The sequence below is a fragment of the Flexivirga sp. genome, from assembly GCF_035551235.1.
Classification (GTDB): domain Bacteria; phylum Actinomycetota; class Actinomycetes; order Actinomycetales; family Dermatophilaceae; genus Flexivirga.
The window spans coordinates 52,548-76,100 of sequence record NZ_DASZNO010000028.1 but is presented as its reverse complement, the minus strand read 5'-3'; the positions used below and the strand labels follow the sequence as shown (position 1 = coordinate 76,100).

General features: G+C 68.1%; 24 protein-coding genes. 8 read left to right on the top strand and 16 right to left on the bottom strand.

The window, feature by feature from the left end; all coding sequences use genetic code 11:
- The first annotated feature begins 27 nt into the window (after window positions 1-27).
- The 4 genes from VG502_RS09200 (at window position 28) to VG502_RS09185 (ending at window position 4,363) form a co-directional block, all read left to right on the top strand.
- The gene (locus VG502_RS09200) at window positions 28-717 is read left to right on the top strand and encodes a DsbA family oxidoreductase (protein ID WP_325549743.1); all 690 of its coding nucleotides are present in this window, start codon (window positions 28-30) and stop codon (window positions 715-717) included.
- Between the two features lie 36 nt (window positions 718-753).
- Complete coding sequence (locus VG502_RS09195) at window positions 754-2,208, top strand: FAD-binding oxidoreductase (protein WP_325549742.1); 1,455 nt, start codon at window positions 754-756, stop codon at window positions 2,206-2,208.
- 84 nt (window positions 2,209-2,292) lie between these two features.
- On the top strand, window positions 2,293-3,669 hold the full coding sequence (locus VG502_RS09190; RefSeq protein WP_325549741.1) for an MFS transporter: 1,377 nt from the start codon (window positions 2,293-2,295) through the stop codon (window positions 3,667-3,669).
- A gap of 331 nt (window positions 3,670-4,000) precedes the next feature.
- Window positions 4,001-4,363, top strand: a complete 363-nt coding sequence (locus VG502_RS09185; RefSeq protein ID WP_325549740.1) for an RNA polymerase-binding protein RbpA — start codon at window positions 4,001-4,003, stop codon at window positions 4,361-4,363.
- Window positions 4,364-4,487: 124 nt separating this feature from the next.
- Here the strand turns inward: VG502_RS09185 and VG502_RS09180 are convergent, their stop codons facing one another.
- Genes VG502_RS09180 through lnt form a run of 3 tightly spaced genes read right to left on the bottom strand, consistent with a single transcriptional unit; the run spans window position 4,488 to window position 7,379 of the window.
- A complete protein-coding gene (locus tag VG502_RS09180) occupies window positions 4,488-5,003 on the bottom strand; it encodes an FxsA family protein (protein WP_325549739.1) in 516 nt (171 codons plus the stop codon).
- Window positions 5,003-5,791, bottom strand: coding sequence for a polyprenol monophosphomannose synthase (locus VG502_RS09175; RefSeq protein WP_325549738.1), 789 nt, complete (start codon window positions 5,789-5,791; stop codon window positions 5,003-5,005). Before VG502_RS09175 ends, VG502_RS09180 begins: the two co-directional genes overlap by 1 nt.
- Window positions 5,784-7,379 (bottom strand): apolipoprotein N-acyltransferase, encoded by a 1,596-nt coding sequence (lnt, locus tag VG502_RS09170; protein ID WP_325549737.1) that lies wholly within the window; start codon window positions 7,377-7,379, stop codon window positions 5,784-5,786. The genes VG502_RS09175 and lnt overlap by 8 nt, the downstream gene beginning before the upstream one ends.
- Before the next feature lie 358 nt (window positions 7,380-7,737).
- On the opposite strand from lnt, the gene ybaK reads away from it, so the two are divergent.
- Window positions 7,738-8,244, top strand: coding sequence for a Cys-tRNA(Pro) deacylase (ybaK, locus tag VG502_RS09165; RefSeq protein ID WP_325549736.1), 507 nt, complete (start codon window positions 7,738-7,740; stop codon window positions 8,242-8,244).
- Window positions 8,245-8,268: 24 nt separating this feature from the next.
- Here the strand turns inward: ybaK and VG502_RS09160 are convergent, their stop codons facing one another.
- On the bottom strand, window positions 8,269-8,712 hold the full coding sequence (locus VG502_RS09160) for an Lrp/AsnC family transcriptional regulator (protein WP_325549735.1): 444 nt from the start codon (window positions 8,710-8,712) through the stop codon (window positions 8,269-8,271).
- Between the two features lie 117 nt (window positions 8,713-8,829).
- On the opposite strand from VG502_RS09160, the gene VG502_RS09155 reads away from it, so the two are divergent.
- Window positions 8,830-9,744, top strand: a complete 915-nt coding sequence (locus VG502_RS09155; RefSeq protein ID WP_325549734.1) for a 5'-3' exonuclease — start codon at window positions 8,830-8,832, stop codon at window positions 9,742-9,744.
- A gap of 21 nt (window positions 9,745-9,765) precedes the next feature.
- Here the strand turns inward: VG502_RS09155 and VG502_RS09150 are convergent, their stop codons facing one another.
- The 8 genes from VG502_RS09150 to VG502_RS09115 all read right to left on the bottom strand — a co-directional run bounded on the left by VG502_RS09150 (window position 9,766) and on the right by VG502_RS09115 (window position 17,890).
- Complete coding sequence (locus VG502_RS09150) at window positions 9,766-10,314, bottom strand: PH domain-containing protein (protein WP_325549733.1); 549 nt, start codon at window positions 10,312-10,314, stop codon at window positions 9,766-9,768.
- A gap of 56 nt (window positions 10,315-10,370) precedes the next feature.
- Window positions 10,371-13,169 (bottom strand): DEAD/DEAH box helicase, encoded by a 2,799-nt coding sequence (locus VG502_RS09145; protein WP_325549732.1) that lies wholly within the window; start codon window positions 13,167-13,169, stop codon window positions 10,371-10,373.
- Between the two features lie 26 nt (window positions 13,170-13,195).
- Entirely contained in the window at window positions 13,196-14,020 is an 825-nt protein-coding gene (gene tatC, locus VG502_RS09140) for a twin-arginine translocase subunit TatC (protein WP_325549731.1), read from the bottom strand.
- Window positions 14,021-14,103: 83 nt separating this feature from the next.
- A complete protein-coding gene (gene tatA / locus VG502_RS09135) occupies window positions 14,104-14,532 on the bottom strand; it encodes a Sec-independent protein translocase subunit TatA (protein ID WP_325549730.1) in 429 nt (142 codons plus the stop codon).
- A gap of 52 nt (window positions 14,533-14,584) precedes the next feature.
- Window positions 14,585-14,908, bottom strand: coding sequence for a hypothetical protein (locus tag VG502_RS09130; RefSeq protein WP_325549729.1), 324 nt, complete (start codon window positions 14,906-14,908; stop codon window positions 14,585-14,587).
- A complete protein-coding gene (locus tag VG502_RS09125; RefSeq protein ID WP_325549728.1) occupies window positions 14,905-15,870 on the bottom strand; it encodes a helix-turn-helix transcriptional regulator in 966 nt (321 codons plus the stop codon). The genes VG502_RS09130 and VG502_RS09125 overlap by 4 nt, the downstream gene beginning before the upstream one ends.
- Window positions 15,870-16,844: a helix-turn-helix transcriptional regulator gene (locus tag VG502_RS09120; protein ID WP_325549727.1), complete on the bottom strand. Its 975-nt coding sequence runs from the start codon at window positions 16,842-16,844 to the stop codon at window positions 15,870-15,872. Before VG502_RS09120 ends, VG502_RS09125 begins: the two co-directional genes overlap by 1 nt.
- 41 nt (window positions 16,845-16,885) lie before the next feature.
- On the bottom strand, window positions 16,886-17,890 hold the full coding sequence (locus VG502_RS09115; protein WP_325549726.1) for a cation diffusion facilitator family transporter: 1,005 nt from the start codon (window positions 17,888-17,890) through the stop codon (window positions 16,886-16,888).
- 155 nt (window positions 17,891-18,045) lie between these two features.
- Between VG502_RS09115 and VG502_RS09110 the strand changes: the two genes are divergently transcribed.
- Entirely contained in the window at window positions 18,046-18,825 is a 780-nt protein-coding gene (locus VG502_RS09110; protein ID WP_325549725.1) for a helix-turn-helix domain-containing protein, read from the top strand.
- Here the strand turns inward: VG502_RS09110 and VG502_RS09105 are convergent.
- The 4 genes from VG502_RS09105 to VG502_RS09090 form a co-directional block, all read right to left on the bottom strand.
- Entirely contained in the window at window positions 18,820-19,236 is a 417-nt protein-coding gene (locus VG502_RS09105) for an FKBP-type peptidyl-prolyl cis-trans isomerase (protein WP_325549724.1), read from the bottom strand. The genes VG502_RS09110 and VG502_RS09105 overlap by 6 nt on opposite strands.
- A gap of 33 nt (window positions 19,237-19,269) precedes the next feature.
- Window positions 19,270-20,331 (bottom strand): FKBP-type peptidyl-prolyl cis-trans isomerase, encoded by a 1,062-nt coding sequence (locus tag VG502_RS09100; protein ID WP_325549723.1) that lies wholly within the window; start codon window positions 20,329-20,331, stop codon window positions 19,270-19,272.
- A 93-nt stretch (window positions 20,332-20,424) separates the two neighbouring features.
- Complete coding sequence (gene pafA / locus VG502_RS09095; protein WP_325549722.1) at window positions 20,425-21,786, bottom strand: Pup--protein ligase; 1,362 nt, start codon at window positions 21,784-21,786, stop codon at window positions 20,425-20,427.
- Between the two features lie 10 nt (window positions 21,787-21,796).
- The gene (locus VG502_RS09090; protein WP_325549721.1) at window positions 21,797-22,417 is read right to left on the bottom strand and encodes an IMPACT family protein; all 621 of its coding nucleotides are present in this window, start codon (window positions 22,415-22,417) and stop codon (window positions 21,797-21,799) included.
- A gap of 77 nt (window positions 22,418-22,494) precedes the next feature.
- Between VG502_RS09090 and VG502_RS09085 the strand changes: the two genes are divergently transcribed.
- Window positions 22,495-23,487 (top strand): NAD-dependent epimerase/dehydratase family protein, encoded by a 993-nt coding sequence (locus tag VG502_RS09085; protein ID WP_325549720.1) that lies wholly within the window; start codon window positions 22,495-22,497, stop codon window positions 23,485-23,487.
- Window positions 23,488-23,553 lie beyond the last annotated feature (66 nt).

Here is a 23,553-nt window from a genome sequence, read left to right as displayed (position 1 = left end):
CACGCACGCACGGCCGTTGCGGCATACATGAAGGTTGACATCTGGTCCGACATCGCCTGCCCGTGGTGCTTCATCGGCAAGCGCCGCTTCGAAGCCGGCCTCCGCGACTTCGCGCACGCCGAGGACGTCGAAATCACCTGGCACAGCTACCAATTGGACCCGTCACTACCGGAGCGCTTCGATGGCACCGAGGTCGAATACCTCTCCGATCGCAAGGGTATGCCCCGTGAGCAGGTGGAGCAGATGATCGAGCACGTCCGCGGACAGGCAGCCGCGGAAGGCCTGCACTACGACTTCGACAACCTGGTCGTGGCCAACAGCATGCGCGGGCATCACCTGCTGCATCTGGCGGCACGTCACGGCGTCGCGGATGCCGTCAAGGAGGCACTGCTGTCCGCTCACTTCGAGCACGGCGTCGATATCGGCGACCCGGCGTCGCTCGTCGACATCGGCGTGCAACACGGGCTCGACGCGACGGAGATCCGCGCAGCGCTCGAGGACCCGCAGGTGCGGTCGGAGGTCGAGCAGGACTTCGCGCAGGCTCGCGCCTACGGCATCCAGGGGGTGCCGTTCTTCGTGATCGACGCGAAGTTCGGTGTCTCCGGGGCGCAGCCGGCGCAGACCTTCACCGGCGCGCTCGAGCAGGCATGGCAGGCGCAGCACCCGCTGGTGATGCAGCACGCCGAGGGCGCGGTCTGCGGCCCGGACGGCTGCTGACCCAACGGAACACGCCGCCGCGGCGTCCCATCGGGTATGACGACAACCACCCGCCGGGGCGTGCTCGCACTGTCCGGCAGCAGCGCACTTGCGGCGCTCACCAGCTGCACCCCGCGGGCGAATGCAGTCGGTGCGCTGGGTGCCGCCACCGCGAAACCGACCACGCAGGAATGGGTTTCGTTCGCCCGCACGGTGAACGGACCCGTCGACCTGCCGGGCTCGGCGCCATACAACCGGGCGAAGCTCGTCTTCGACACCCGCTTCGACACCAACCTGCCGGCCGCGGTGATGGTCGTGGAGCGCACGGCCGACATCGCCAGGGCCATGCGCTTCGCCGAGCGTTTCAACCTGCAGGTGACGGCGCGTGGCGGCGGTCATTCCTACGTCGGCGCGTCAGCCGCGAACGGCACCCTGGTGCTCGACCTGCGGCCACTGCGCTCCGTCGCGTATGACGCGAGGAGCCGGACGGTCCGGGTCGCCTCCGGCGCCTCGTTGTATGACGTGAAGGCGCACCTGGCGCCACACGGGCGCGGCATACCGACCGGGACGTGTCCCACTGTCGGCGCGGCCGGCCTGACCCTCGGCGGTGGCCTGGGCGTGGAGTCGCGCGCTCACGGGCTGACCGCCGACCGGCTCACCGCGGCACAACTGGTGCTGCCGGACGGCACCTCCGTCACAGCGTCCGCCACGCAGCACAGCGATATCTTCTGGGCGTTGCGCGGCGGCGGTGGCGGCAACATCGGCATCGTCACAGCGTTGCGGTTCGCCACACACGCGGCCACCGGACAGGGCATCTTCACGCTCACGTTCGCCGGCACGGCCGCCGTACCCGTGCTGACCGGTTGGGCCGGCTGGATCCGCGCGACCGGCCGCTCCCGGTGGGCGGGCGTGCACGTCGATGCGACCGGCCGGGGCGGGCTGCACGTGAGCATCGTCGGCGTCACGACTGCCGGCGACGAGCGCGCAGCAGCCGCGTCGCTGGTCCGCGCGATCGGTGTCTCCCCCACCGCCACGAGATATCGCCGGCTCGGCTACCTCGATGCAGCGACCTACCTCGGTGGTGGCACGACCTCGGCGCGGCGGCGCTTCACCGCCGGCTCCGATGTCCTGGCGAGTCTCGGCACGCCGGCCGCGAGCGCCATCGTCCGCGCCGTGACGGACCGTTCTCGGGCCGGCGGCACCGGCAGCGCCCTGCTCGACCCGCTGACCGGCGCGGTCGCGGATCCGAAACGCACCGACACCGCGTTCCCGTGGCGGGACCACCTCGCGTCACTGCAGTGGTATGTCGGAGACGCGCCGTACGCCTCGGCCCACGATTGGATCGTTCGCGCTCACCGGCAGGTCGCGCAGTTCTCCTCCGGCGGCTACGTCAATTACCTCGAGACCGGCCAGCCCGCGCACCGGTACTTCGGCGGCAACCTCGCCCGGCTGGCGCAGGTCCGCCGGCGCTACGACCCGAAGCGTCGGATCCACAGTGGTCTCGTCCTCTGATGGATCGGACTGCTCGATAACGGATCGGCCGCCCACGGCCGGATCGCCACACAACAGCACCGGCGATGTGTCACAGTGTCGCGCGTGACCCTGCTGCGCGCGCCCATCGCGCAAGCCTCCAGTCCGGAGCAGAAGCGCCTCCAACGCAGTTGGTACTGGTACGACTGGGCCGCCGCGTCATACGTCGTGGTCACCGCGGCGGTGCTCTTCGCGCCATACCTCACCTCGATCGCGAACAAGGTCGCGTGCCCGGGACAGTCGTCGGACCGGGCCTGCGACAACAACCTCGACATTCTGGGCATCGGCATCGCGCCCGGATCCCTGGTCCCCTACGTGCTGACGGTCTCCACCGTGATCTCGGCCGTTGTGCTCGTCTTCATCGGCGCGATCGTGGACCGCTCGAAGTACCCACTGCGCTACCTGGCTGCGTTCACGTATGTCGGCGCCACCGCCGCTGCGGCGATGGTGCTGGTCGGTGGCACGAACTGGCAGCTCGGCGTAGCACTCGCGATCGTCGCCAACCTCGGACTCGGCGCGGCCCTGATCGTCTATTCGGCGATCATGGTGCGGATCACTCCGCCCGACGACCGGGACTACGTGTCGGCCCGTGGCTGGGCGTACGGCTACCTCGGCGGCGGCTCCCTGCTCGCCGCGACGTTGGTGCTGCTGGTCGCGCACGACATGGTCGGCCTCGACAAGGCAGGCGCCGTCCGCGCCGCGTTCCTCGTTGCGGGCATCTGGTGGGCGCTGTTCGCGATCATCCCGCTGCGCGGCCTGCGCACCCTCGCGAAACTGGACCGGCCGCCGCCGCGTGACCGGATGGGTGGTTTCCGGCAGTTGCGCACCACGTTCGCGGCCCTGGCCCACTACCCGCAGACCAAGCGCTTCCTGCTGGCCTACCTCTTCTACAACGACGGCATGCAGACCGTGATCGCGGCAGCCAGCCTCTACGGCAGCAAGCAACTGAAGTTCAGCGAGAGCGAGCTGGTCGTGACGATCCTGCTCGTGCAGTTCGTCGCGTTCTTCGGAGCACTGGCGTTCGCGCGGCTGGCCGCTCGGCACGGTGCACACCGGATGATCTACTCCAGCCTGTTCATCTGGACCGCCGTCGTCTGTGCGGCCTGCGCGCTGCCGGAGAAGAACCTCGTGCTCTGGTTGCTGGTGGCATGCGCCATCGGACTGGTGCTCGGCGGCAGCCAGTCGCTGTCCAGGTCGCTCTACAGCGGTCTCATACCGACCGGTCGGGAATCGGAGTTCTTCAGCCTCTACCAGGCCATGGAACGCGGCACCAGTTGGCTCGGCACGCTGGTCTTCGGGCTGGTCTTCCAGTGGTTCCGCGACTACCGATACTCGATCGTCGCGCTGATCATCTTCTTCGGCGTCGGCGCCGTTCTGTTGCGCGGGGTGCGGGTTCGTGAGGGCATCATCGAGGCCGGCAACACCCCACCCCACGTCGTGTGAGCGCCGCACCGGACGCCGGTTCGCAGGTGTGGATGTGTCCAGCAATGTGATGTGCATCACGTCAATCTGTCCACCGATGCGACTTTTCTGGGCGTTTACGGCATACTGGCGCCGCCGAAGACGTATTATCGGCAACCTTTTGCGAGGCTACGGCGTCAGTGCTTGTGTGGATCGCTGTTTTGGGGCCCGGGACGACCGGGCCTCCCGGGCACTGACTGTTCGGGAACATCCCGAACCCACCGACCGTTGCATGACATAGATCGCCGACACCGGACCGACCCGTGGGGGGCAGGTTCTCGAATGGCCCGATACGAGAGAGAAGTGAGTGGACATGGCAGAGCGTTCGTTGCGAGGTACCAACCTCAGCACCCTGTCCTTGGAGACCGAGGACAACATCGCGTTCAGTGAGCGTCAGATCGTGCGCTACGTGTGCGAGCAGGGTCACGTGAGCGAGCTGCCGTTCTCGGTCGAGGCCGACGTGCCCGGCCTCTGGGAGTGCGGCACCTGCGGCGCCGAGGCCAAGCTGCAGGACGGCCCCGAGCCGGAGCGCAAGCCGGTCAAGCCGGTTCGCACCCACTGGGACATGCTGCTGGAGCGCCGCTCCATCCCGGAGCTGGAGGAGCTGCTGCAGGAGCGCCTGACGCTGCTGCGCGCGTCGCGTGGCGAGAAGCCGCGCCGCAAGCGCTCCGCCTGAGCCCCGACCCATCGAAGAAGCCGACCGGACATCCGGTCGGCTTCTTCATGTCGTATGGCGCTCAGCTCGTATGACGCTCAGCGTTCCGCGGCGGCCTATGACGACGTGACGTCGCCCGCTCCGGTCAGCGTCCCGTGCCGTCTCGTCTACCGTCCTCGTCGATGATCTCCCCATCGATCACCTCTGGGTCGTCCGCCCGCACGTTGGTGCGAGTCGCGGTGTAGTCGACGACCTGCACACCTCCCGTGCCCACTCGGCGACCGATGAAGACCTGCATCAGGCGCCGCGAGATCGAGCGCATACCGGGAAGGATCAGGATGATGCCGAGCAGTGAGGTCACGAACCCCGGGATCAGCAACAGCACACCACCCACCAGCGACTGGGGCGCATCGGCCACTTCGCGGGCCGGCGGGCGGCGTTCGGCCATCGCGCTGCGCATCTCGCGGGCGGCGCCGACCGAGGCACGCTTGATGACGAGCAACCCGAGGCAGAAGCAGGCCGCCAGCGCGAGCAACGTCCACCAGCCGATGACATGCCATACCAGCACGACGACGATCACCTCGATGATCGGCATGCACAGGGCGACGGCGAACAGCAGTCGGGCCCAGAACGGCGCGCGCGGTGACGGGGTGCTGGTCATCAGTTGTCTTTCTCTCGGTGAACGATGCGCTCACCGATAGAACGAACCTGACGGCGTCGGTACTCCCAACCCCAGCGACTGATGTTCAGCAACGACTCGCGCGCGATGTCGGGATTCATCTTGGACTGCCCGATCTCGCGTTCGACGAACGTGATCGGCACCTCCACCACCCGCAGGCCGGCACGGATCGCCCGCCACGTCAGGTCTGCCTGGAAGCAATAGCCGTAGGAATCCACGTCGTCCAGGCCGATGGTGCGCAGGGCGTCCGCCCGGTAGACCCGGAACCCCGCGGTGGCGTCGTTGACCGGCATACCCAGCAGTGTCTTGACGTAGATATTGCCGCCGACGCTGAGCGCCTTGCGGTGCAACGGCCAGTTGACGACCTTGCCGCCGCGGATCCAGCGCGAGCCGATGATCACGTCGGCGTCGCGAGCGGCCTCGAGCATGGCCGGGAGCCGCTCCGCCGGGTGCGAGCCGTCCGCGTCGATCTCGACCAGTGCGTCATACCCCCGCTCCAACCCCCAGGCGAAACCCGCGAGGTAGGCCTTGCCCAGGCCCTCCTTGCCGGGGCGGTGCATCACCTGGATGCGCTCGTCCCCGGCCGCCAGTTCATCGGCGATGGCGCCGGTGCCGTCCGGTGAATTGTCGTCCAGCACCAGCACATCCGCGTCGGGCACGCTGGCGCGGATGCGGCGCATGATCAGCGGCAGGTTGTCGCGCTCGTTGTATGTCGGCACCAGCACCAGGACCTTGGACAGAGCAGCGCGGTGGGTGTCGTGATCAGACAAGCTGGTGGACTTCCTCGGGACTCAGGGAGCGGCGACGCGACGAACGGTTGCCGGCCAGGGCGATTCCGCACAGTAGCAAGGCGATGCCGCAGCCGAGCCATTCCGGCACGGCCCCGAGGCGTACGGCGAGGGTCTCCGCCGAGCGCAGTGGCAGTGCGCCGTCGATCGCCTTCGGGGTGAACAGGCTGGTCTTGTCGTGCACCACGCCGTCCGGGGTGATCAGACCGCTGACGCCGACCGTCGAGATGTGCACGATCGACCGGCCCAGCTCGATGGCGCGGACCTGGGAGATCGCCAGCTGCTGCTCGGACTCCGCGGTGTGGCCGAAGGTCGCGTTGTTGGTCTGCACGGTCAGGATCTGCGCGCCGTCCTGCACCGGCTTGCGGGTCAGCGAGTCGTAGGCGACCTCGAAGCAGATCACCGGTGCGACCTTCACCACACCATTGGTTCTGGTCGGGACCCGGAAGAGCCCCGTCTTGTGCCCGGCGGCGAAGTTGCCCGCGAGGTCGACGGCCGACGAGAAGTGTCGGAAGAAGGAGCGGTAGGGCATGTATTCGGCGAACGGCACCGGGTGCTGCTTGACGTAGCGAGCGGCAATGCCCTTGTCCGGCAGGTAGAGCAACGAGGTGTTGCTGGTTTTCGGTGCCGGCTCGCTGAGCACGGCCCCGACGATCAACGGCACCCCGATCCCGTCGACGGTGCGGACGATCTCGGTGCCGGCGTCGACATTGCGGGTCGGGTCGATGTCCGAGGAGTTCTCCGGCCAGATCACCAGGGCCGGTTCCTTCATCGTGCCGGCCTTGATCTTCTGCGCAGCGGCGTCGGTGACCTTGACGTGGTTGTCCAGGACGGCGCGACGCTGGGCGTTGAACTCCAGGCCGGCGGTCGGCACGTTCCCCTGTATGGCGAGAACCTGCATCTTCTTGCCGCTCGTCGGCGTGGGATAGACGACCGCTACCCCGAGCACCGCCAGGCCGGCAACGACCGGCCAGAGCCGAGGAAGGATGGCGCGGGCCGGCGGCATACCTCGTCGGACCCGGTCGATGGTCAGGGCGAGCCAGCCACCGAGCAGTGCGACGACGAAGGTCAGCCCGGGTGCGCCGAAGATCGACGCCAGGTGTGCGATCGGCGATCCCGCGGTCGACCAGGCGAGCCGCGCCCAGGGGAAACCACCGAACGGCATCGAATCGCGCACGGCCTCCTGCAGCACCCAGAGCAACGCGATCGCCACCGGTCGTACGTGCGGCCCATCGGCGGGAGAGAGCCAGTGCGGGAGCGACTCCCAGCGACGGGCGGACTGCACGAGGGAGCACGCCATACCCATCAACGCGAGGTAGACCGACTCCGTGATGGACAGCGCGAGCCATGGCACGGCACCGACGTAGGTGCCCGCCCAATGCAGGGTCGGTCCCATGCAGGCGAAACCGCCGACCAGGCCGAGCAGGAAGCCGGCGCGTGCACGAGTTCCCTTGGTGGCCAAAGCAAGCAACGCCACACCGACGATCGCGGCGGGCCACACGGCGGGACCCGGGAACGACAGCCACAGGCAGAGCCCGCCCGCGACAGCAAGGGCAAGGCGGGAGATCACCGGCCAAGCCTAACCGGGACTACGTGAGGTTTCGGAGCAACGGTGGAAGCGGCGGAGCCACGCCGGGAGATGGCTCGCAGACGGGCCCTCGTCGTTGGGACCAATACACGCAGGTCTCCCACAGCGTGCACGTTTTCTACTAGACGAGGGGCCCATCTACGGCACCTTTGTGTTCGCGGATCCGCCGTGGCGTGCCCCGAACGTTGAGGAAGAATTTACCGGGACGTCAGTCAGTGTCAACAGCCCTCTGACCTGCATAAACGCGCGTTTGCGCAGGTCAGAGCGGTCCCCATACTCAGAATTTCTTCAGGAATGACCGGCGTGTCGCGCGCAACACGCCGCACGACATGATGTAGGCGTGTCATCTCGCCGCCATTCCCAGCCCGCCGGAACACCCGCGACCCTCGCCCTGCGCCGCGCCGGCATCGACTTCACCGCCCACGAGTTCGAGCACGACCGGGATGCCGGGTCCTACGGGCTGGAAGCTGCGGCGGCTCTTCGGGTCGAGCCTGAGCGGGTCTTCAAAACCCTTGTCGCGCAAACGGATCGGGCCGCAGACAAAGGTCTGGTAGTGGCGATCGTGCCGGTCGATCGCCAGTTGGATCTGAAGGCGCTCGCCCGCGAGTTCGGTTGCAAGCGGGCAACGCTCGCCGAGTCGAGTGCCGCGGAACGCAGCTCCGGGTACCTCGTCGGCGGGATCAGCCCGGTCGGGCAGAAACGTCGGCTTGCCACCGTGCTGGACTCCTCCGCGACGACACACGAGACGATCCTGGTCAGTGGTGGACGGCGCGGCCTCGACATCGAACTGACGCCTGCCGACCTCGTGGCGGCGACCGGCGCTCGGGTCGCCGCCGTCGCACGCTGAATCTGAATGGCGGCGTCCGCCGACTCAGTCGGACAGCGGCGAGCGGTCCTCCCAGGGTGTGCTGAGCACCACCGTGGTTCGCGTCGTAACGCTTGCTGCGGAACGGATTTCGGCGAGCAGCGTCTCGAGTGCGCTCGGACTGGCCACCCGCACCTTGAGCACGTAGTTCTCTCCCCCGGCGACGGAGAAGCACGACTCGATGGCGGTCAGGTGCCGCAGCCGGTCCGGTATGTCGTCGGGTGCTGACGGGTCGAACGGCGTGACCGAGATCAGCGCCGTCATCGGTATGCCGGCGGCCTCGTGGTCCACCACGGCCCGGTAGCCCCGGATCACCCCGCGCTCCTCCAGCCGGCGCACCCGCTGGTGCACCGCGGACGTCGACAGGCCGGTGGCCTTGCCCAGGTCGGTGTAACTGAGGCGGCCGTCCTGCGACAGCAGGCGCGCGATCTGCTTGTCGAGTTCCTCCATGCCTGAACTGTAGGGCTCTGACACACCGACCGGCCGCAGGACGGCGAACGAACGCGGTCGGACAGGGCGATCAGGGACGAATCGGCGTGTCAAGATGTACCGATGCAACCTCGCCTCATGCTGTTGGACTCCGCGAGTCTCTACTTCCGAGCCTTCTACGGTGTGCCCGACCGACGCGCCACACCGGATGCCATGCCCAACAACGCGATTCGTGGCTTCATCGACATGATCGCGACATTGGTCACCGACCATGCACCGACCGAGTTGGTGGCCTGCTGGGACAACGACTGGCGACCGGCGTTCCGTGTCGCGGCGATTCCGTCATACAAGACCCACCGGATGCTGCAGGGCACGGACGGTGTCGAGGAGTCACCGGAGGATCTCACCCCGCAGGTGCCGGTCATCGTCGACGTGCTGGCTGCCGTGGGCATCACGCGCCTGGGGATCGACGGTTACGAGGCCGATGACGTCATCGGCACGCTGGCGGTCGGCGCGCACGGCCGTGCCCAGGTCGACGTGGTGACCGGCGACCGGGATCTTTTCCAGCTGGTCGACGACGCGCAGAGCGTCCGCGTGCTCTACACCGCACGCGGCGGGGTGCGCGACCCCGACCTGATCGACCAGGCGTTCCTGGAGCGCAAATACGCGGTCGCGACCGGCGCGGCATACGCGGATATGGCTGTGCTGCGCGGTGATTCGAGCGACGGCCTGCCGGGCGTGGCCGGCATCGGCGAGAAGACCGCGGCCACGTTGATCAATCGGTATGGCGACCTGGCCACCCTCCGTGCCGCGATCGCCGACGGCGACCCGCTGCTGAAGGGTGCGCAGCGCAAGCGCCTGGAGGCGGCCGAGTCCTACCTCGACGCCGCGCCCGCGGTGGTCGAAGTCGTCAAGAACATAGAGCTGCCAACGGGATTCAGCTGCGCACTCCCCCAGCAGATTGCTGACCCGGGCAGGCTGCGGGAGCTGACCGAGCAGCACGACCTGACCACCCCGGTCGCGCGATTGCTCAAGGCGCTGCAGTTGCCCTGATGGCTCAGTGGCGCTGACCGGCTACTGGCGACGCGGGTTACGAGGATCGTTCGGCGGGAAGGTGCCGTCGTCGTCCCCGCCGTCGTCCTGGTGGTAGAGCAGTTCGTTGAGGCGGACCTGCACGTCCTCCACGTGCGGAACGTCGTGCAACGGCACGCCGCGCTGCTCGCTGGCGTCACTGATGATCAGCGTGCCGCAGCCGAAAATGCGGTCCAGCAGGGTCTTTTCGTAGGACACGTCATTGATCCGGTAGAGCGGGATGTCACGTCCGGACTTGCTGATGATGCCCCGGCGGGTGATCAGCCGGCGGTTGGTGATGACGTAGATGGTGGTCATCCAGCGCAGCACCGGCACGAGCACGAGCACGAGCAGGATGAGCAGGGCGACGATCCACAGCGCGAGTGTGGCCCAGCCGGACCAGCCCTTGTCGCTGAACCAGATCGACGCGGCCAGCGCGACGACGACGGTCACCACACCGATCACCAGGGGGAAGAAGATCTCCTTGATGTGGGTGCGCAACTCGAGGTCGATCTGTTCGCCACGTGCGAGGTGCTTTGCCGAGAACGCCATGGCACGCATCCTGCCATGTCGCGCGTCGGCCGCACCCGTTACACGCGGCGATGCGGCTAGTCGAGTCGGTCGGCTGCGACCACTCCGCGCCTGACCTTGGCGATGGCCGTGCGGGCGGTCCGCCGCACCCCGTCGTGCGGCGACGCGTCGGCGATCTGGTCCAGCAGGTCGACCACCTGCTTGCAGCGGCGTACGAAGTCGCCGGCGGACAGCTCGGTGTCCCGCAGCACGGTCTCCAAGCGGCCGCCGCTCGCCCAGCGGTGCATCACCCACGTCATACCCGGGTCGAGGTCGCCCATCGGCGTCAGCCCGAGCCGGCGTTGGGAGTCCTGCAGGCCGCGGGTGATGGTCGTCATCTCCGCCAGCGCGTCCCGGACCTGTTCGCCGGGCATGCGCACTTCCTCCCCGGACACCTCACGTCGTGCCTCGTAGATCAGCGCACAGACCACTGCCGCCAGGGACGGCGCGTCGAGCCTGCGCCATACGTCGTGCTCGAGGCATTCGGCGGCCAGCAGGTCCTTCTCGGTGTAGATCCGCTGCAGCACCCGACCCCGGTCGGTGACCGTGGCCCCGTCCTGGTCGAGGTAACCCAGCTCGGCCAGCAGGTCACAGATCCGGTTGAAGGTGCGCGCGACCGAGTGGGTACGCCGGTCGACCTGGCGTTGCAGGCCGTCGGTCTCGCGACGCAGCTTCCACCAGCGCTCGGCCCACCGCGCGTGCTGCTCGCGGTAGGGGCAGTCATCGCACGGATGGGACTTCAACGCGGCCTGCACCCGCTCGATCTCCGCGGTGGACGACTCCTGTGCGGCCAGCTCCGCGGCACGTAGCTCCGCCGGGCTCGGCGGCGGCTCCAGGCGCAACTTCGTGCGCATCGACGCGGCGAGGTCGCGACGTGCGCGGGGTGACCGGCTCTGGAAGTTGCGTGGCACCGGAATGCGGTTGACCGGCTCCACCACGTCGGAGACATCGGTGTCGCTGAGGCGCCGCAGCTGGCCGTCGCCGTTGATGATCGACGGCGCGTCGTCCCCACCGCGCTTGCCCCGCCCGGACGGAACGACGACGGCGTAGCCCGCCCGGCGACCTTCCGGCACCCGGACGATGTCGCCGGGCTCCAACTGCTCCAGTGAGACCGCCGTCGCCGCTCGCCGGCTGGCCGATCGCTGCTTCGCCGCGGACTTCTGCAGATCGGTGAGTTCCCTTCGCAGTGCGGCATATTCGGCGAAATCACCGAGGTGGCAGCGCATCGCCTCGGCATACCCCTCGAGTGCCTCTTCGTTGCGATGTATGGCGCGCGCAGACCCGACGACCGACCGGTCCGCCTGGAACTGCGCGAACGACTGCTCGAGCACCTGTCCCGCCCGCCACCGGCCGACCTTGTCGACCAGATTGACCGCCATGTTCGATGTGGGCACGAACGACGACCGCAACGGGTAGGTGCGGGTCGATGCCAGGCCACCGACGTCGTGCGGGTCGACACCGGGCGCCCACAGCACCACGGCGTGCCCCTCGTAGTCGATGCCGCGTCGCCCGGCGCGGCCGGTGAGCTGGGTGTATTCGGCCGGGGTGACGTCGGCGTGCGTCTCGCCGTTGTACTTGACCAGTCGCTCGATGACGACGGTTCGTGCGGGCATGTTGATGCCCAGTGCCAGCGTCTCGGTCGCGAAAACGGCCTTGATGGTGCCGTCGGTGAAGAGCTCCTCGACGATCTCCCGGAAGATGGGCAGCATGCCGGCGTGGTGCGCGGCGAACCCGCGGCTGAGCCCTTCGACGAAGTCGTAGTAGCCCAGCACCGCGAGGTCCTCCTCGGGCAGGCCGGCGACCCGCTCCTCGACGAGGCGACGCACCTTCAGGCCGGCGCGGTCCGGGATCAGTTTGGTGCCCCAGGCGAGCAGCTGGGCGACGGCTCCCTCGCATCCGGCCCGGCTGAAGATGAAGGTGATGGCCGGCAGGAGCCCGTCATGGTCGAGCGCCTCGATGACCTGCGGACGGCTCGGGCCCCTGCTGGGACGACCGCTGCGGACGGGCCCACGATCCGAACCACCGCGGGGGCGACCGCGGCGGCCACGTGGCGCGCCGGCATCCTCCCGCCGGCCGTGACGCTGGTCGCGGCGTTCGCGGTCCATCTGCTCGATCCGTTGCAGCAGATGGGGATTGACGCGCAGCTTCTCCTTGCCGTCGTCGACGAACAGGTCCATCAGGGACGGACCGACCATCATCTGCTGCCACAGCGGCACCGGACGGTGCTCCTCGACGATCACTTCCGTGTCGCCGCGGACCTCGCGCAGCCAGTCGCCGAACTCCTCGGCGTTGCTGACCGTCGCCGACAGTGAGATGAGCTGCACCGAGGGCGCGAGCATGACGATGACTTCTTCCCACACGGCACCGCGGAACCGGTCGGCGAGATAGTGCACCTCGTCCATCACCACGAAGCCCAGTCGGCCCAGCGTCGCGGAGCCGGCGTAGATCATGTTGCGCAGCACTTCGGTGGTCATCACCACGATCGGCGCCTCGCCGTTGATCGACGAGTCGCCGGTCAGCAGGCCGACGTTCTCGGCACCATGGCGGGCCACCAGGTCGGCGTACTTCTGGTTGGACAGCGCCTTGATCGGCGTGGTGTAGAAGGTCTTGCGACCCGTGTGCAGCGCCAGGTATGCCGCGAACTCGCCGACGATCGTCTTGCCCGACCCGGTCGGCGCTGCGACCAGCACACTGCGGCCGGACTGCACGGCCTCGATCCCGAGCCGCTGGAACTCATCGAACGGGAAGTCGTAGCCGGCCGCGAAGCGGCTGAAGTGCGTCGAGTCGAACCCCTGCTGGGCAGCGGAATTCTCCTGGCGTTCCATGGATTCCGTCATGGCGGCAGGCTACTTCGACTGCATTGTCAGAGTTGGGACTTTTCGTCGTCCGGGACGTCGAGCGACTCGGATCGTGCCTTGTCCTCACGCTTGGCCCGACGGTGATCCAGGAAGAACCCGATGCCGACGGCCGCGAAATAGAGGACGATCATCGGCACCATCAGCGCCAGCATCGACCACGCGTCCGGCGACGGGCTCATCATCGCCGAGAACACCGCCATCGCCATGACGGCCACCCGCCAGCCCTTGAGCATGATCCGTCCCGGCAGGATCCGGAGCATGTTCAGACCGGTCAGGAAGACCGGCAGCAGGAAGGCCAACCCGAAGACCAGCACGAACTTGATGATGAACGTGTAGTACTTCTGCGCGTCGGTGAAGTTGGCGCTCCGGTCGGTTTCCGGCGTGGTGCCCAGCAGGAACTCGATGGCGTTCGGCAGTGCGAGGGTCGACGCCCAGCACCCGGCCAGGAACAACGGCACGGACACCGCGAGGAAGCCACGGGAGACCCGCTTCTCCTTCTTGGTCAGACCCGGAGCGAGGAACCCCCACAGCTGCCACAGCCAGATCGGGCTGGTGACGATGACACCGAACCAGAGCGAAACCTTCAACTTGAGGCTGAAGGCCTCCGACACGCCATTGGCGCTGTAGTTGAGGTCGCCGGCGTTCGGGTGGCGCTTGTGCACCTCGGCCAGCGGATGCTGGATGAAGTCGACGAGCGTGCCGAAGCGATGACCGAACAGCACCAGGTGCTGGTCGTAGACGATCCAGCCGAGGATCGCACCGACGACGATGGCGATCGCCGCGATCAGGGCACGTCGACGGAACTCACGGAAGTGTTCGCCGAGGGACATCCGGCCTTCCGGATTGTCCTTACGCCGCAAAAGGGCCATATGTGATGTGTCGTCCTGCGCAGTAGGTCCCTACGGGACGGTGATCAGTTGCCGGTGCCCGCGTTGTTGCCCTGCTGTGGGTACCCCGCCGGTGCCTGCTGCTGGGGCTGACCCTGCTGCTGCGGCTGCGGCTGGTAACCCGGCTGGCCGGGCTGCGGCTGCTGGTAACCCTGCTGCTGGTATCCCTGCTGAGGCTGCTGCGGAGCGGACTGCTGACCCTGCTGCGGGTAACCGGACGCACCGGGCACCGGCGCCTCCCCGGGGGCGCTGCCGGCCTGCGGCTCCGCCTGCCCGGGCACGGTCTGACCGGAAGCAGAACTCTTGTGGTCGTCGTCGCCGAGCTCACTCTTGAGAATGCGCGCCGAACGACCCAGGCTGCGGGCCGCATCGGGCAGCTTCTTCCAACCGAAGAGGATGACCACGATGAGCACGAGGATAAGAAGGTGCCACGGCTCTAGGGCTCCACGAAACATAACTAGCTCCTGATGGTTTTCGTGCGCGAACAAGTGACGTTCGGCACCGTCATCACCACTCTACGTGATGCGCCCACTCCGGGCGTCGCGACTTGCGGCGAGCCGCACGCTGCTGGCGTTGCTGCACCTTCAGCTGGGACCGGTGACGTCGCAATTCTGCCGGATCCTGCAGCACTGCAAGGTCATCGACACTCCTCAATTGCTCGTTGAGTTCGTCGATCTTCGCCTCGACCGCAGCCAGTTGCTCCTGGGCGAGCGTCAGCTCGGCGCCCAGACGCTTCAGCGGCGCCCACAGTCGCCATACCCGCCACCCGATGTAGACCGTGCCGGACACAGCCAGCAGCAACCAGAGCAGCACCCATTGCCACCAGCTCACGACTCGTAGGCCGCCAGCGCTGCTCGCGCGCCATCGGCGACCTCGGCACGCAGCGATGCCGGCTCCAGGACACGAGCCGACTCCCCCAGCCGCCACATCAGCTGCCGCAGCCAGCGCAGGTCGGCGGTGCGGAACGTCGCGGTGAGCACACCGTCGGCTCCGCGCTGCACGGTGTCGACCGGGTAGTAGTCGACGACCCACGCGGCGTCCGGCGACAACTCCACGACCGCCGTCAGGTCGTCCGGGCCCGGGGTGAACAGTCCGGATCCGAGGTCGCGCGGGCGTGCCTCCGTGGGAGGTGTCCCGTCGACGTCCAGGACCTCCACCGACGCGACGCGGTCGAGCCGGAAGAGGCGGACATCGGTGGCCCGGTGGCACCAGCCCTCGAGGTACCAGTTGCCGTCGAGCGATACCACCCGCATCGGGTCGACGTCGCGCTCGGTGGTCTCGTCACGAGACGGTACGACGTAACGCAGGTGCAGGCGCTTGTGCCCCGCGACCGCCGCGCGCATCGTGGTCAGGGTGTCGGACGGCACCTCGGACTCCAGTGCGATGCGGACCCGATCGCTGGCCGCGCCCGAGTCACCCGCTGCCTCAACAAGTTTCGCGAGGGCCCGGTCGACCGCGTCCCGCTCGTCGAGGCCGGGCACCGCCGCCAGCGTGCGCAGGCCGACGATCAGTGCGGTCGCTTCGTCCAGGCCGAGTCGCAGCGGTCGGGCGATCGTTTCGGCGTTGCGCAGGAACACCCGCCCCTGCTCCCACTCGGCCTCGATGAGGTCATCGGGCATGTGGCCCGGCGTGCCGCACACGAACAGCAGGGCCAGGTCGGCCTCCACCTGCTCGGTGGTGACGCCGAGCTCCTGTGCTGCCTCCGCGATGTCGATGCCCTGCCGGTTGACCAGCCAGGGCACCATCGTCAGCAACCGGCCGAGTCGTGCGGTCGCGCTCTCGGGGGTTGCCATCACACGTCTCCGTTCCGGTCGAGCGCACCGCGCAGGCGGCATACGACCTGATCCACCAGCTCCGGGGGTGACATCACCCGGACCGCGGGACCGAACCCGGCGATCTCGTCCGCGAAGGCGCCCGGGTCGGTGAAGTCGAGCACCAAGGTGGTGCCGGATCCGTCCTGCTCGGTCCGCTTGGCCCGCCGGCGCAGGGTGTTGCCGGCGCCCTCCCGGACAAGCACGACCGCTTCGGACGGCGGCGTGCTCTCGGTGCCGTCGATCATCGCGACGGGGTCGTGATCGGCCGGCACGTCATACGCTCCGGGCTTGCCGGACCGCTTGACCGCACCGTCGATCCGGCCCAGCCGGAAGACGCGCGGTGCCTGCCGGTCGAGGTCGAATCCTGTGACGTACCAACGCCCGTGCCAGTTGGCGACCCCCCACGGCTGCAGCCGGCGAGGTGACGAGTCGCCACCCGCCTTGCGATAGGTGAAGCCGATCGCCTGGCGGCGCAGCACCGCGTCCTTGACGGTGTTGAAGGCCGGTTCGGTGGTGCTGACGCGTGGCTCGAGTCCGACCAGCGAGTTGACGTCACGCTCGACCTCGGCGGCTTCCAGCTTGCGCAGCGCTGTCGCGGCCGCGCCGGCGAGGCTGGCCTGCTGCCAGGTCCGGCTGGCCAGGCCGAGCACCGCGAACTCGTCCGGCTCGAAACGCAACTCCGGCAGCGCGTATTCGCGGCGGTCGATGCGGTAACCGGTCTCGTCGTCGAAGAACGCGTCGAGCGGCTCCATCCGCAGCGGTATGCCGAGCTCGCGCAGCTCGTCCTTGTCACGCTCGAACATCCGGTCGAAGGCCTCGTCGGAGGCCGCCTCGCCATACTGCGGGACCGCGTCGCGGATCCGTGTCTTCGCCAGCGGCTGACGGGTGTAGAGCAGGCAGATCACCAGATTGAGCAACCGCTCGGTCTTGGCGGCGGGCGACGGAGGAGCCATGGAAGAAACGCTATCTCATGTCCGGACGGATGTACGACACGTCAGACCGTCGGGGTCGGGTCATCGATGGTCAGGGACGGCTCGTCGTCGGCGGACAGGCTCAGCACGGTGCCGGCGACGGCCGGGTTCGCACTGACCTTCGCCTCCAGGGCCCGCAGCCGATCGGCCACGACGTGCTCGGCACGGTCACCGGTCAGGTCGACGTCACCGACCAGGTAGACGCGGCGCGGACCGACGAACTCCAGCCGCAGGTAGGTCACCCGGGCGACCTCCGGCAGGGCGAGCAGCGCACTCAGCGCGGCACGACGGACCTCCGGTGACACCTCCTCACCGATCAGGAAACCGACGTTGCGCCGGATCAGGATGACGGCGACGACACCGAGCACACAGCCCACCAGGATCGAACCGATGGAGTCGGGCGTCGGCGAGCCGGTGATCTGGTGCAGGCCCAACCCGGCTGCCGCCAGCACCAGGCCGACGAGCGCCGCGGCATCCTCGGCGAACACCGCGCGCAGGGTCGGGTCCGAGGTGGCCAGCACGTGCTCGAGCAGGTCCCGGTCGTAGTGCGTCGCCTCACCGCGTGCCTGGCGGACCGACTGCAGGAACGAGATGCTCTCCAGGACGAAGGCGATCGCCAGGACGATGTATCCGATCAGGAAATCGCCGGCAGCCTCCGGCTGGATCAGCTCCTGTATGCCGTGCCAGATCGACACCGCGGCACCAGCGACGAAGAGCCCCAGCGCCGCGAACAGCGACCAGACATAGGCCTCCCGGCCGTAGCCCAGCGGGTGCTGCGGATCCGCAACCTTGCGTGAGCGCTTGTCGGCGAGCAGCAGGAAGATCTCGTTCCCGGCGTCCGCCCAGGAGTGCGCGGCCTCCGCCACCAGCGACGCGGACGCCGTGATGATCGCCGCGATGGTCTTCGCGATCGCCACCAGGGTGTTGGCGACCAGCGCGATGACGACGGTGAGGGTGCTCTCTCCCCCACCGTCCTCGTGGGACTTGATGCCGACGTTGAACTCGTCAGTTACCTGTGGCTCACCCATACTCGTCACGCTACAGATCGGATCGGGGCTGTCGTATCCGGGCGACGCCGTTCGTCGCAAGAGTGAGACGACGCCACAGAGGGCGCAGTCACCAACAGAGGAGAAGGCACGCGATGTCACCGTCACCGTCACACCCGCAGTCCAAGGTCCGCCGCATGGCCGAGTTGGTTGAAGCCATCGGCTGCGTCACCTTCACCGAGATCACCAACGAGCACTTCCTGGCCGTCGGCATGCGCAACTACTGGGACGGCTACTTCGCCGGCCGCGCGGCCCCCCTCGGGCTCGCACCCGCCGAGGTCGTCCACGCGGTCTTCTACAACTTCGCCGACGGTGAGGTCGCGCGTCACATCCCGTGGGTGTGGGGGAAGATCACACCGGAGGAGGCACTCGCCATACGCGAACGAGGCAGTGCGGCCGCATTGCGGCAGCAGATCGGGCAACTCGCCGACTCCCCCGGCCTGCCGCGGCTCGCCGACCTCGCGACCCGGGCGGCGGTCAGCGCGCCGACCACGGGCCGGCCGTTGTATGCCGGGCTCCGGGCACTCGACGTGCCGGACGAACCAGTGGCCAAGCTCTGGCATGCGGCGACGCTCCTGCGCGAGCACCGGGGTGACGGCCACAACGCCGCACTCGTGGCCCACGGAATCGGCGGCACCGAGGCACACGTCCTCTACGCGCTCGCCCACGACATCCAGCCGGAGCGGTTCGGGCGGATCCACCACCTGCCGCCGCAGCAACTCGCCGCCGTCATCGACGGCCTGCGCGATCGCGGACTCGTCGATCCCGCAAGCGGCTTCACCGACGCCGGCCGGAGGATCCGGGAGAGCATCGAAGAAGCCACCGACCAGTTGGCGGTGGCTCCTTACGACGTGCTCAGCGCGGCCGAGCTCGACGAGCTGATCGTCGGGCTCGAGCCGGTCGCCGCGTTGTTATAGGCCGAAGGCCCGACCCGCGCCGGGCTTCTTGGTCGAGACCAGGTCGACGACGAAGATCAGCGTCTCGTTCGGGCCGATCGCGCCGCCGGCGCCGCGCTCGCCATACGCCAGGTGCGGCGGGATGGTCAGCTTGCGCCGGCCGCCGACCTTCATGCCGAGGATGCCCTGGTCCCAGCCCGGAATGACCTGGCCGACGCCGACCTGGAAGTCCAGCGGTGCGCCGCGGTTCCAGGACGCGTCGAACTCCTCGCCGGAGGACCAGGCGACACCGACGTAGTGCGCCTGGATCTGGTCGCCGGCCTGCGCCTCGGCGCCGTCACCGACGCTGATGTCCTCGCTGATCAGCTCGGTGGGCGGCTCGGCACCCGGGAAGTCGATCTCCGGCTTGGTGGTGTTGGGGTCGAACGGCATTGCTTCCTCTTTCGTCTGTGGGGTTCGGGGCGGTCAGTTCGCGTCGACGATGTCGACGACGAACACCAGCGTGTCGGTGCCCTTGATGCCGCCCTGCGGGTTGCCCTTCGTGCCGTAACCGTCGGACGGCGGGATGACGATCTCCACCCGGTCGCCGATCTTCTTGCCGACGAGCGCCTTGTCCCAGCCCGGGATGACCTTGCCCACGCCGATCGGGAAGCTGGCCGGCACGCCATACCGGCCGGTGTTGCCCGTCGAGTCGAAGACCTTGCCGGCCTTGCCCTTGGTCCAGATGACACCGGTGTAGAGCGCGGTCAGGGTCTGGCCCTTCTTGACCTTCGGGCCGTTGCCGTTGATCAGGTTCGCGGACTGCAGCTTCTTCGGCGCGGCAGTGTCCGGCATGGTGATCGTGGCGGGCTTCGTCGTGCCGTTCCACTTCACGGTCGGCATACCCGACTTGGGCGCGACCGGGCTGCCGGTGGCGATGTTCGGGCGGGCGCCGTTGATCTTCAGGTAGAAGACCACCGAGTCCTTGCGGGTGACGCCGAGCTGGGAGTTGCCCTCGGCACCGAAGGCCTCCTTCGGCGGTACCGCGATGGTCTCGGTGGTGCCGACCTTCTTGCCCTTGATGGCCTTGACCAGACCCGGGAACTGCGACGGGTCCTTGAGATACATCGGGCCCGCGGCGTTGGCGAACGTGTCGGCGAGGGTCTTGCCGGTGCGTCCGTCGACGGCGACGTAGCTGACATCGGCCAGGTCGGTGTCCTTGACCGCCGGGCCGGTGCCCTCGGACTTCACGGACACGGTCGTCTTGTTGACCTGGAACGGCTTCTTGCCGAGCGTGATCTCCGGGCTCTTGCCCTTGGTGGTCTTGACCTTCACGTCGCTGATCGGTGAGACGTCCTTCGCGGCCACGGTGTATGGCGGCTGTGACGTCGACTTGCTCGCGGTCGCGGCCTTCGACGAGGAACCCGCCTTCGACGACGAACCGCTGCCGTTGGAGGAGCTGCTGCCGCAACCGGCGAGCAACAGGACGGGCAGGGTGCCGGCGGCAAGCAGGCGGATCGGGATACGGCGCACGTCGAAGAACCTCATGAATGCGTTGGGAGTGTGTGGGATGTGTTGACCGTGCGCCACCCTAACGAAGCCCCCTGTGGCCGGGGTATGAGGCGGGGTGCCGCGGGGTCCCTACATCCCCTCGATCAACCGGTCCACGCGCTGATCGCCGGCGGTGAACGGGTCCTTGACGAGCACGGTGCGCTGCGCCTGATCGTTGAGCTTCAGGTGCACCCAGTCGACGGTGAAGTCACGCCGGGCCGCCTGCGCGGCACGGATGAAATCGCCGCGCAGCTTGGCTCGCGTCGTCTGCGGCGGATAGGTCTTGGCCTCGAACACCTCGACGTCCGAGCACACCCGCGCGACCTTCCCGCGCCGCTGCAGCAGGTAGAACAAGCCGCGCTCGCGATTGATGTCGTGGTACGTCAGGTCGAGTTGCAGCATGCGCGGATCGTCAAGTGCCAGACCGTGTTTCGCAGAATACTGGTCGAGCAGTTTGTGCTTGATCACCCAGTCGATCTCGGTGTCGACCAGACCGAGGTTGCCGGTGTCGATCGCGGTGAGGGTGCGCTCCCAGAGATCCATGATCCGCTTGGTCAGGTCGTCGGTGAGGTTGCGGCTGTCGACATACGACCTCGCCCGCTCGAAGTATTCGGCCTGCATCTGCAGAGCGGACAACTCGCGGCCGTTGGCCAGGCGCACCAGCGCCTGCCCGGTGACGTCGTGGCTGATCTCGCGGATGGCACGGATCGGGTTCTCCAGGGTGAGGTCGCGCATCGAGACGCCGTCCTCGATCATCCGCAGCACCAGGTGCGCCGAGCCGAGCTTGAGCATCGTCGTGGTCTCGCTCATGTTGCTGTCGCCGACGATGACGTGCAGCCGGCGGAAGCGCTCCGCGTCGGCGTGCGGCTCGTCGCGCGTGTTGATGATCGGCCGCGACCGCGTGGTGGCGCTGCTGACGCCCTCCCAGATGTGGTCGGCGCGCTGGCTCACGCAGAAGGTCGGCTTGTGACCCAGCATGGCGATCTTCCCCGCGCCGCAGGTGATCTGCCGGCTGACCAGGAACGGGATCAGGATGTCGGAGATCTGCTGGAACTCCCCCGCGCGTCCGATCAGGTAGTTCTCGTGGCAGCCGTAGGAGTTGCCGGCGGAGTCGGTGTTGTTCTTGAAGACGAAGATCTTGCCGTCGACGCCCTCGTCGGCGAGGCGGGCCTGTGCCTCCTCGACCAGGCCCTCGATGATCCGCTCACCCGCCTTGTCGTGGATGACCGCTTCCCGTACGTCGTCGCACTCGGGGGTGGCGTATTCGGGGTGGCTGCCGACATCCAGGTAGAGCCGCGAACCGTTGCCGAGGAAGACGTTGGACGAGCGGCCCCACGAGACGACCTTGCGGAACAGGTAGCGCGCGACCTCGTCAGGCGTCAGCCGGCGCTGCCCGTCGAACGTGCAGGTGACGCCGTATTCGTTCTCGATGCCGAAGATCCGCCGCTCCATGAACCCAACCCTAGACGTCCAGGTCGTGCCAGCGGGGACCCTTCCGTATGCCGACCGCAGTGCCGCCGCTCAGCGCGGCGATCTGTGCGTCCAGCGCGTCCGGGTCGGCGGTCGTCAGGTGCAGCGTCGCGACCTCGGTGTAGTCGGTCCCGGTGACGTCCACGCCCCGTGCTCGCAGCTCCGCTTCGATGCGTCCTGCATCAGCGTGCGGCACGGCCAGGTCGACCGCTTCGCGTTCCTCCCGTATGACGACCCGCGCGTGTCGTAGTGCCGCGTCGACCGCCCCGCCATACGCCCTGGTGAGCCCGCCGGTGCCGAGCAGCGTGCCGCCGAACCAGCGGGTGACCACGGCGACCACGTCGGACAGGGCCGAACCGCGCAGGGCGGCGAGGATCGGTGCGCCGGCGGTGCCGGAGGGTTCGCCATCGTCATTGCTGCGCTGCAGCCGGCCGTCCGGGCCGAGCAGGAACGCGCTGCAGTGATGTCGCGCGTCGCGGTGCGCGGTGCGGACTTCGGTGATGACCGCTCGGGCGGCCTCCTCGGTCTCGACCCTGCGGACGTCGGCGAGGAAACGGGAGCGGCTGATCTCGAGTTCCCCGGTGCACGGCTCGGCGATCGTCCGGTAGGTCATGGTGGCTCAGGTTAGCCAGCCGCTGCTCACAGCAGCGACGGGTTGCGGCGGGCACGGCGAGATGGTCGGCTGACGGCATGCGACTTCTGGTGCTCGGTGGGACGGCATGGCTCGGCGGCGAGATCGTGAGCGCTGCACTGCAGCAGGGCCACGACGTGGTCTGTATGGCACGCGGTGAGCGACCCGCACCTGACGGTGCGACGCTCGTCGCCGCGAATCGTGATGATCCAGAGTCGTATTCGGCGCTCGGTGGCACCTTCGACGCGGCAATCGACGTCACCATGGTGCCGGCTCATGCGAAAGGTGCCGTGACCGCGCTCCGGCACCGTGTTACGGACTGGGCACTGGTCTCGACGTGCTCGGTCTACGCGCAGGAGGATATGCCCGGCCAGGACGAGTCCGCGCCGTTGCTTGCGCCGTACGACGGACCGTTCGAGGCGGAGAAATACGGCGAGTGCAAGGTCGCCTGCGAGCAGGCCGTGCTCGCGGCATACGGCGACAATGCGCTGGTCGCGCGCCCGGGGCTGATCACCGGTCCTGGCGATCACAGCGACCGAACCGGCTACTGGCCGTTACGTTTTGCGCACCCGGTCACCGACGACGGCAGTGTTCTCGTGCCGGATGCTCCCGACACGTCGGTCCAGTTGATCGATGCACGCGACCTCGCACGGTGGCTCGTCGTGGCCACGGAGCGCGGCACCGGCGGCGTGTTCAACACGACCACCGAGCACGTCCCACTCAGCGACTACCTTGCTCTGGCACGGGAGGTCGCCGGGTACGACGGCGAGGTCGTCGCGGTCGACCAGCAGTGGATCACCGACCACAACATCCAGCCCTGGGCCGGCGAACGCAGCCTGCCCCTGTGGCTGCCGCAGCCCGAATACGCAGGTTTTGCAACCCGATCCGTCGCCGCGGCACGCGCGGCCGGACTCGAGACACGGCCGCTGGAGGAGTCGATTCGCGACACGCTCGCCTGGGAACTTCGCACCGGTCCCGGACGACCCCGACGCGCCGGCCTGTCACCGACGGACGAGCGCGACCTCATCGCGGCCGCCCGCCACGACGGTTGAGCCCCATGCCGAGAGGACACGAAACACACTCAGAGGACACGAAATACGGGCGCGAGACCCCCACTT

What these genes read in the sequence shown, in the direction of transcription:
- VG502_RS09200 (WP_325549743.1), top strand. Translation starts at nt 28, where the DNA reads ATGAAGGTTGACATCTGGTCCGACATCGCCTGCCCGTGGTGCTTCATC.
- VG502_RS09195 (WP_325549742.1), top strand. Translation starts at nt 754, where the DNA reads ATGACGACAACCACCCGCCGGGGCGTGCTCGCACTGTCCGGCAGCAGC.
- VG502_RS09185 (WP_325549740.1), top strand. Translation starts at nt 4,001, where the DNA reads ATGGCAGAGCGTTCGTTGCGAGGTACCAACCTCAGCACCCTGTCCTTG.
- VG502_RS09180 (WP_325549739.1), bottom strand. Translation starts at nt 5,003, where the DNA reads ATGACCAGCACCCCGTCACCGCGCGCGCCGTTCTGGGCCCGACTGCTG.
- VG502_RS09160 (WP_325549735.1), bottom strand. Translation starts at nt 8,712, where the DNA reads ATGGAGGAACTCGACAAGCAGATCGCGCGCCTGCTGTCGCAGGACGGC.
- VG502_RS09155 (WP_325549734.1), top strand. Translation starts at nt 8,830, where the DNA reads ATGCTGTTGGACTCCGCGAGTCTCTACTTCCGAGCCTTCTACGGTGTG.
- VG502_RS09150 (WP_325549733.1), bottom strand. Translation starts at nt 10,314, where the DNA reads ATGGCGTTCTCGGCAAAGCACCTCGCACGTGGCGAACAGATCGACCTC.
- VG502_RS09145 (WP_325549732.1), bottom strand. Translation starts at nt 13,169, where the DNA reads ATGACGGAATCCATGGAACGCCAGGAGAATTCCGCTGCCCAGCAGGGG.
- tatC (WP_325549731.1), bottom strand. Translation starts at nt 14,020, where the DNA reads ATGTCCCTCGGCGAACACTTCCGTGAGTTCCGTCGACGTGCCCTGATC.
- tatA (WP_325549730.1), bottom strand. Translation starts at nt 14,532, where the DNA reads ATGTTTCGTGGAGCCCTAGAGCCGTGGCACCTTCTTATCCTCGTGCTC.
- VG502_RS09125 (WP_325549728.1), bottom strand. Translation starts at nt 15,870, where the DNA reads ATGGCAACCCCCGAGAGCGCGACCGCACGACTCGGCCGGTTGCTGACG.
- VG502_RS09120 (WP_325549727.1), bottom strand. Translation starts at nt 16,844, where the DNA reads ATGGCTCCTCCGTCGCCCGCCGCCAAGACCGAGCGGTTGCTCAATCTG.
- VG502_RS09115 (WP_325549726.1), bottom strand. Translation starts at nt 17,890, where the DNA reads ATGGGTGAGCCACAGGTAACTGACGAGTTCAACGTCGGCATCAAGTCC.
- VG502_RS09110 (WP_325549725.1), top strand. Translation starts at nt 18,046, where the DNA reads ATGGCCGAGTTGGTTGAAGCCATCGGCTGCGTCACCTTCACCGAGATC.
- VG502_RS09105 (WP_325549724.1), bottom strand. Translation starts at nt 19,236, where the DNA reads ATGCCGTTCGACCCCAACACCACCAAGCCGGAGATCGACTTCCCGGGT.
- VG502_RS09100 (WP_325549723.1), bottom strand. Translation starts at nt 20,331, where the DNA reads ATGAGGTTCTTCGACGTGCGCCGTATCCCGATCCGCCTGCTTGCCGCC.
- pafA (WP_325549722.1), bottom strand. Translation starts at nt 21,786, where the DNA reads ATGGAGCGGCGGATCTTCGGCATCGAGAACGAATACGGCGTCACCTGC.
- VG502_RS09090 (WP_325549721.1), bottom strand. Translation starts at nt 22,417, where the DNA reads ATGACCTACCGGACGATCGCCGAGCCGTGCACCGGGGAACTCGAGATC.
- VG502_RS09085 (WP_325549720.1), top strand. Translation starts at nt 22,495, where the DNA reads ATGCGACTTCTGGTGCTCGGTGGGACGGCATGGCTCGGCGGCGAGATC.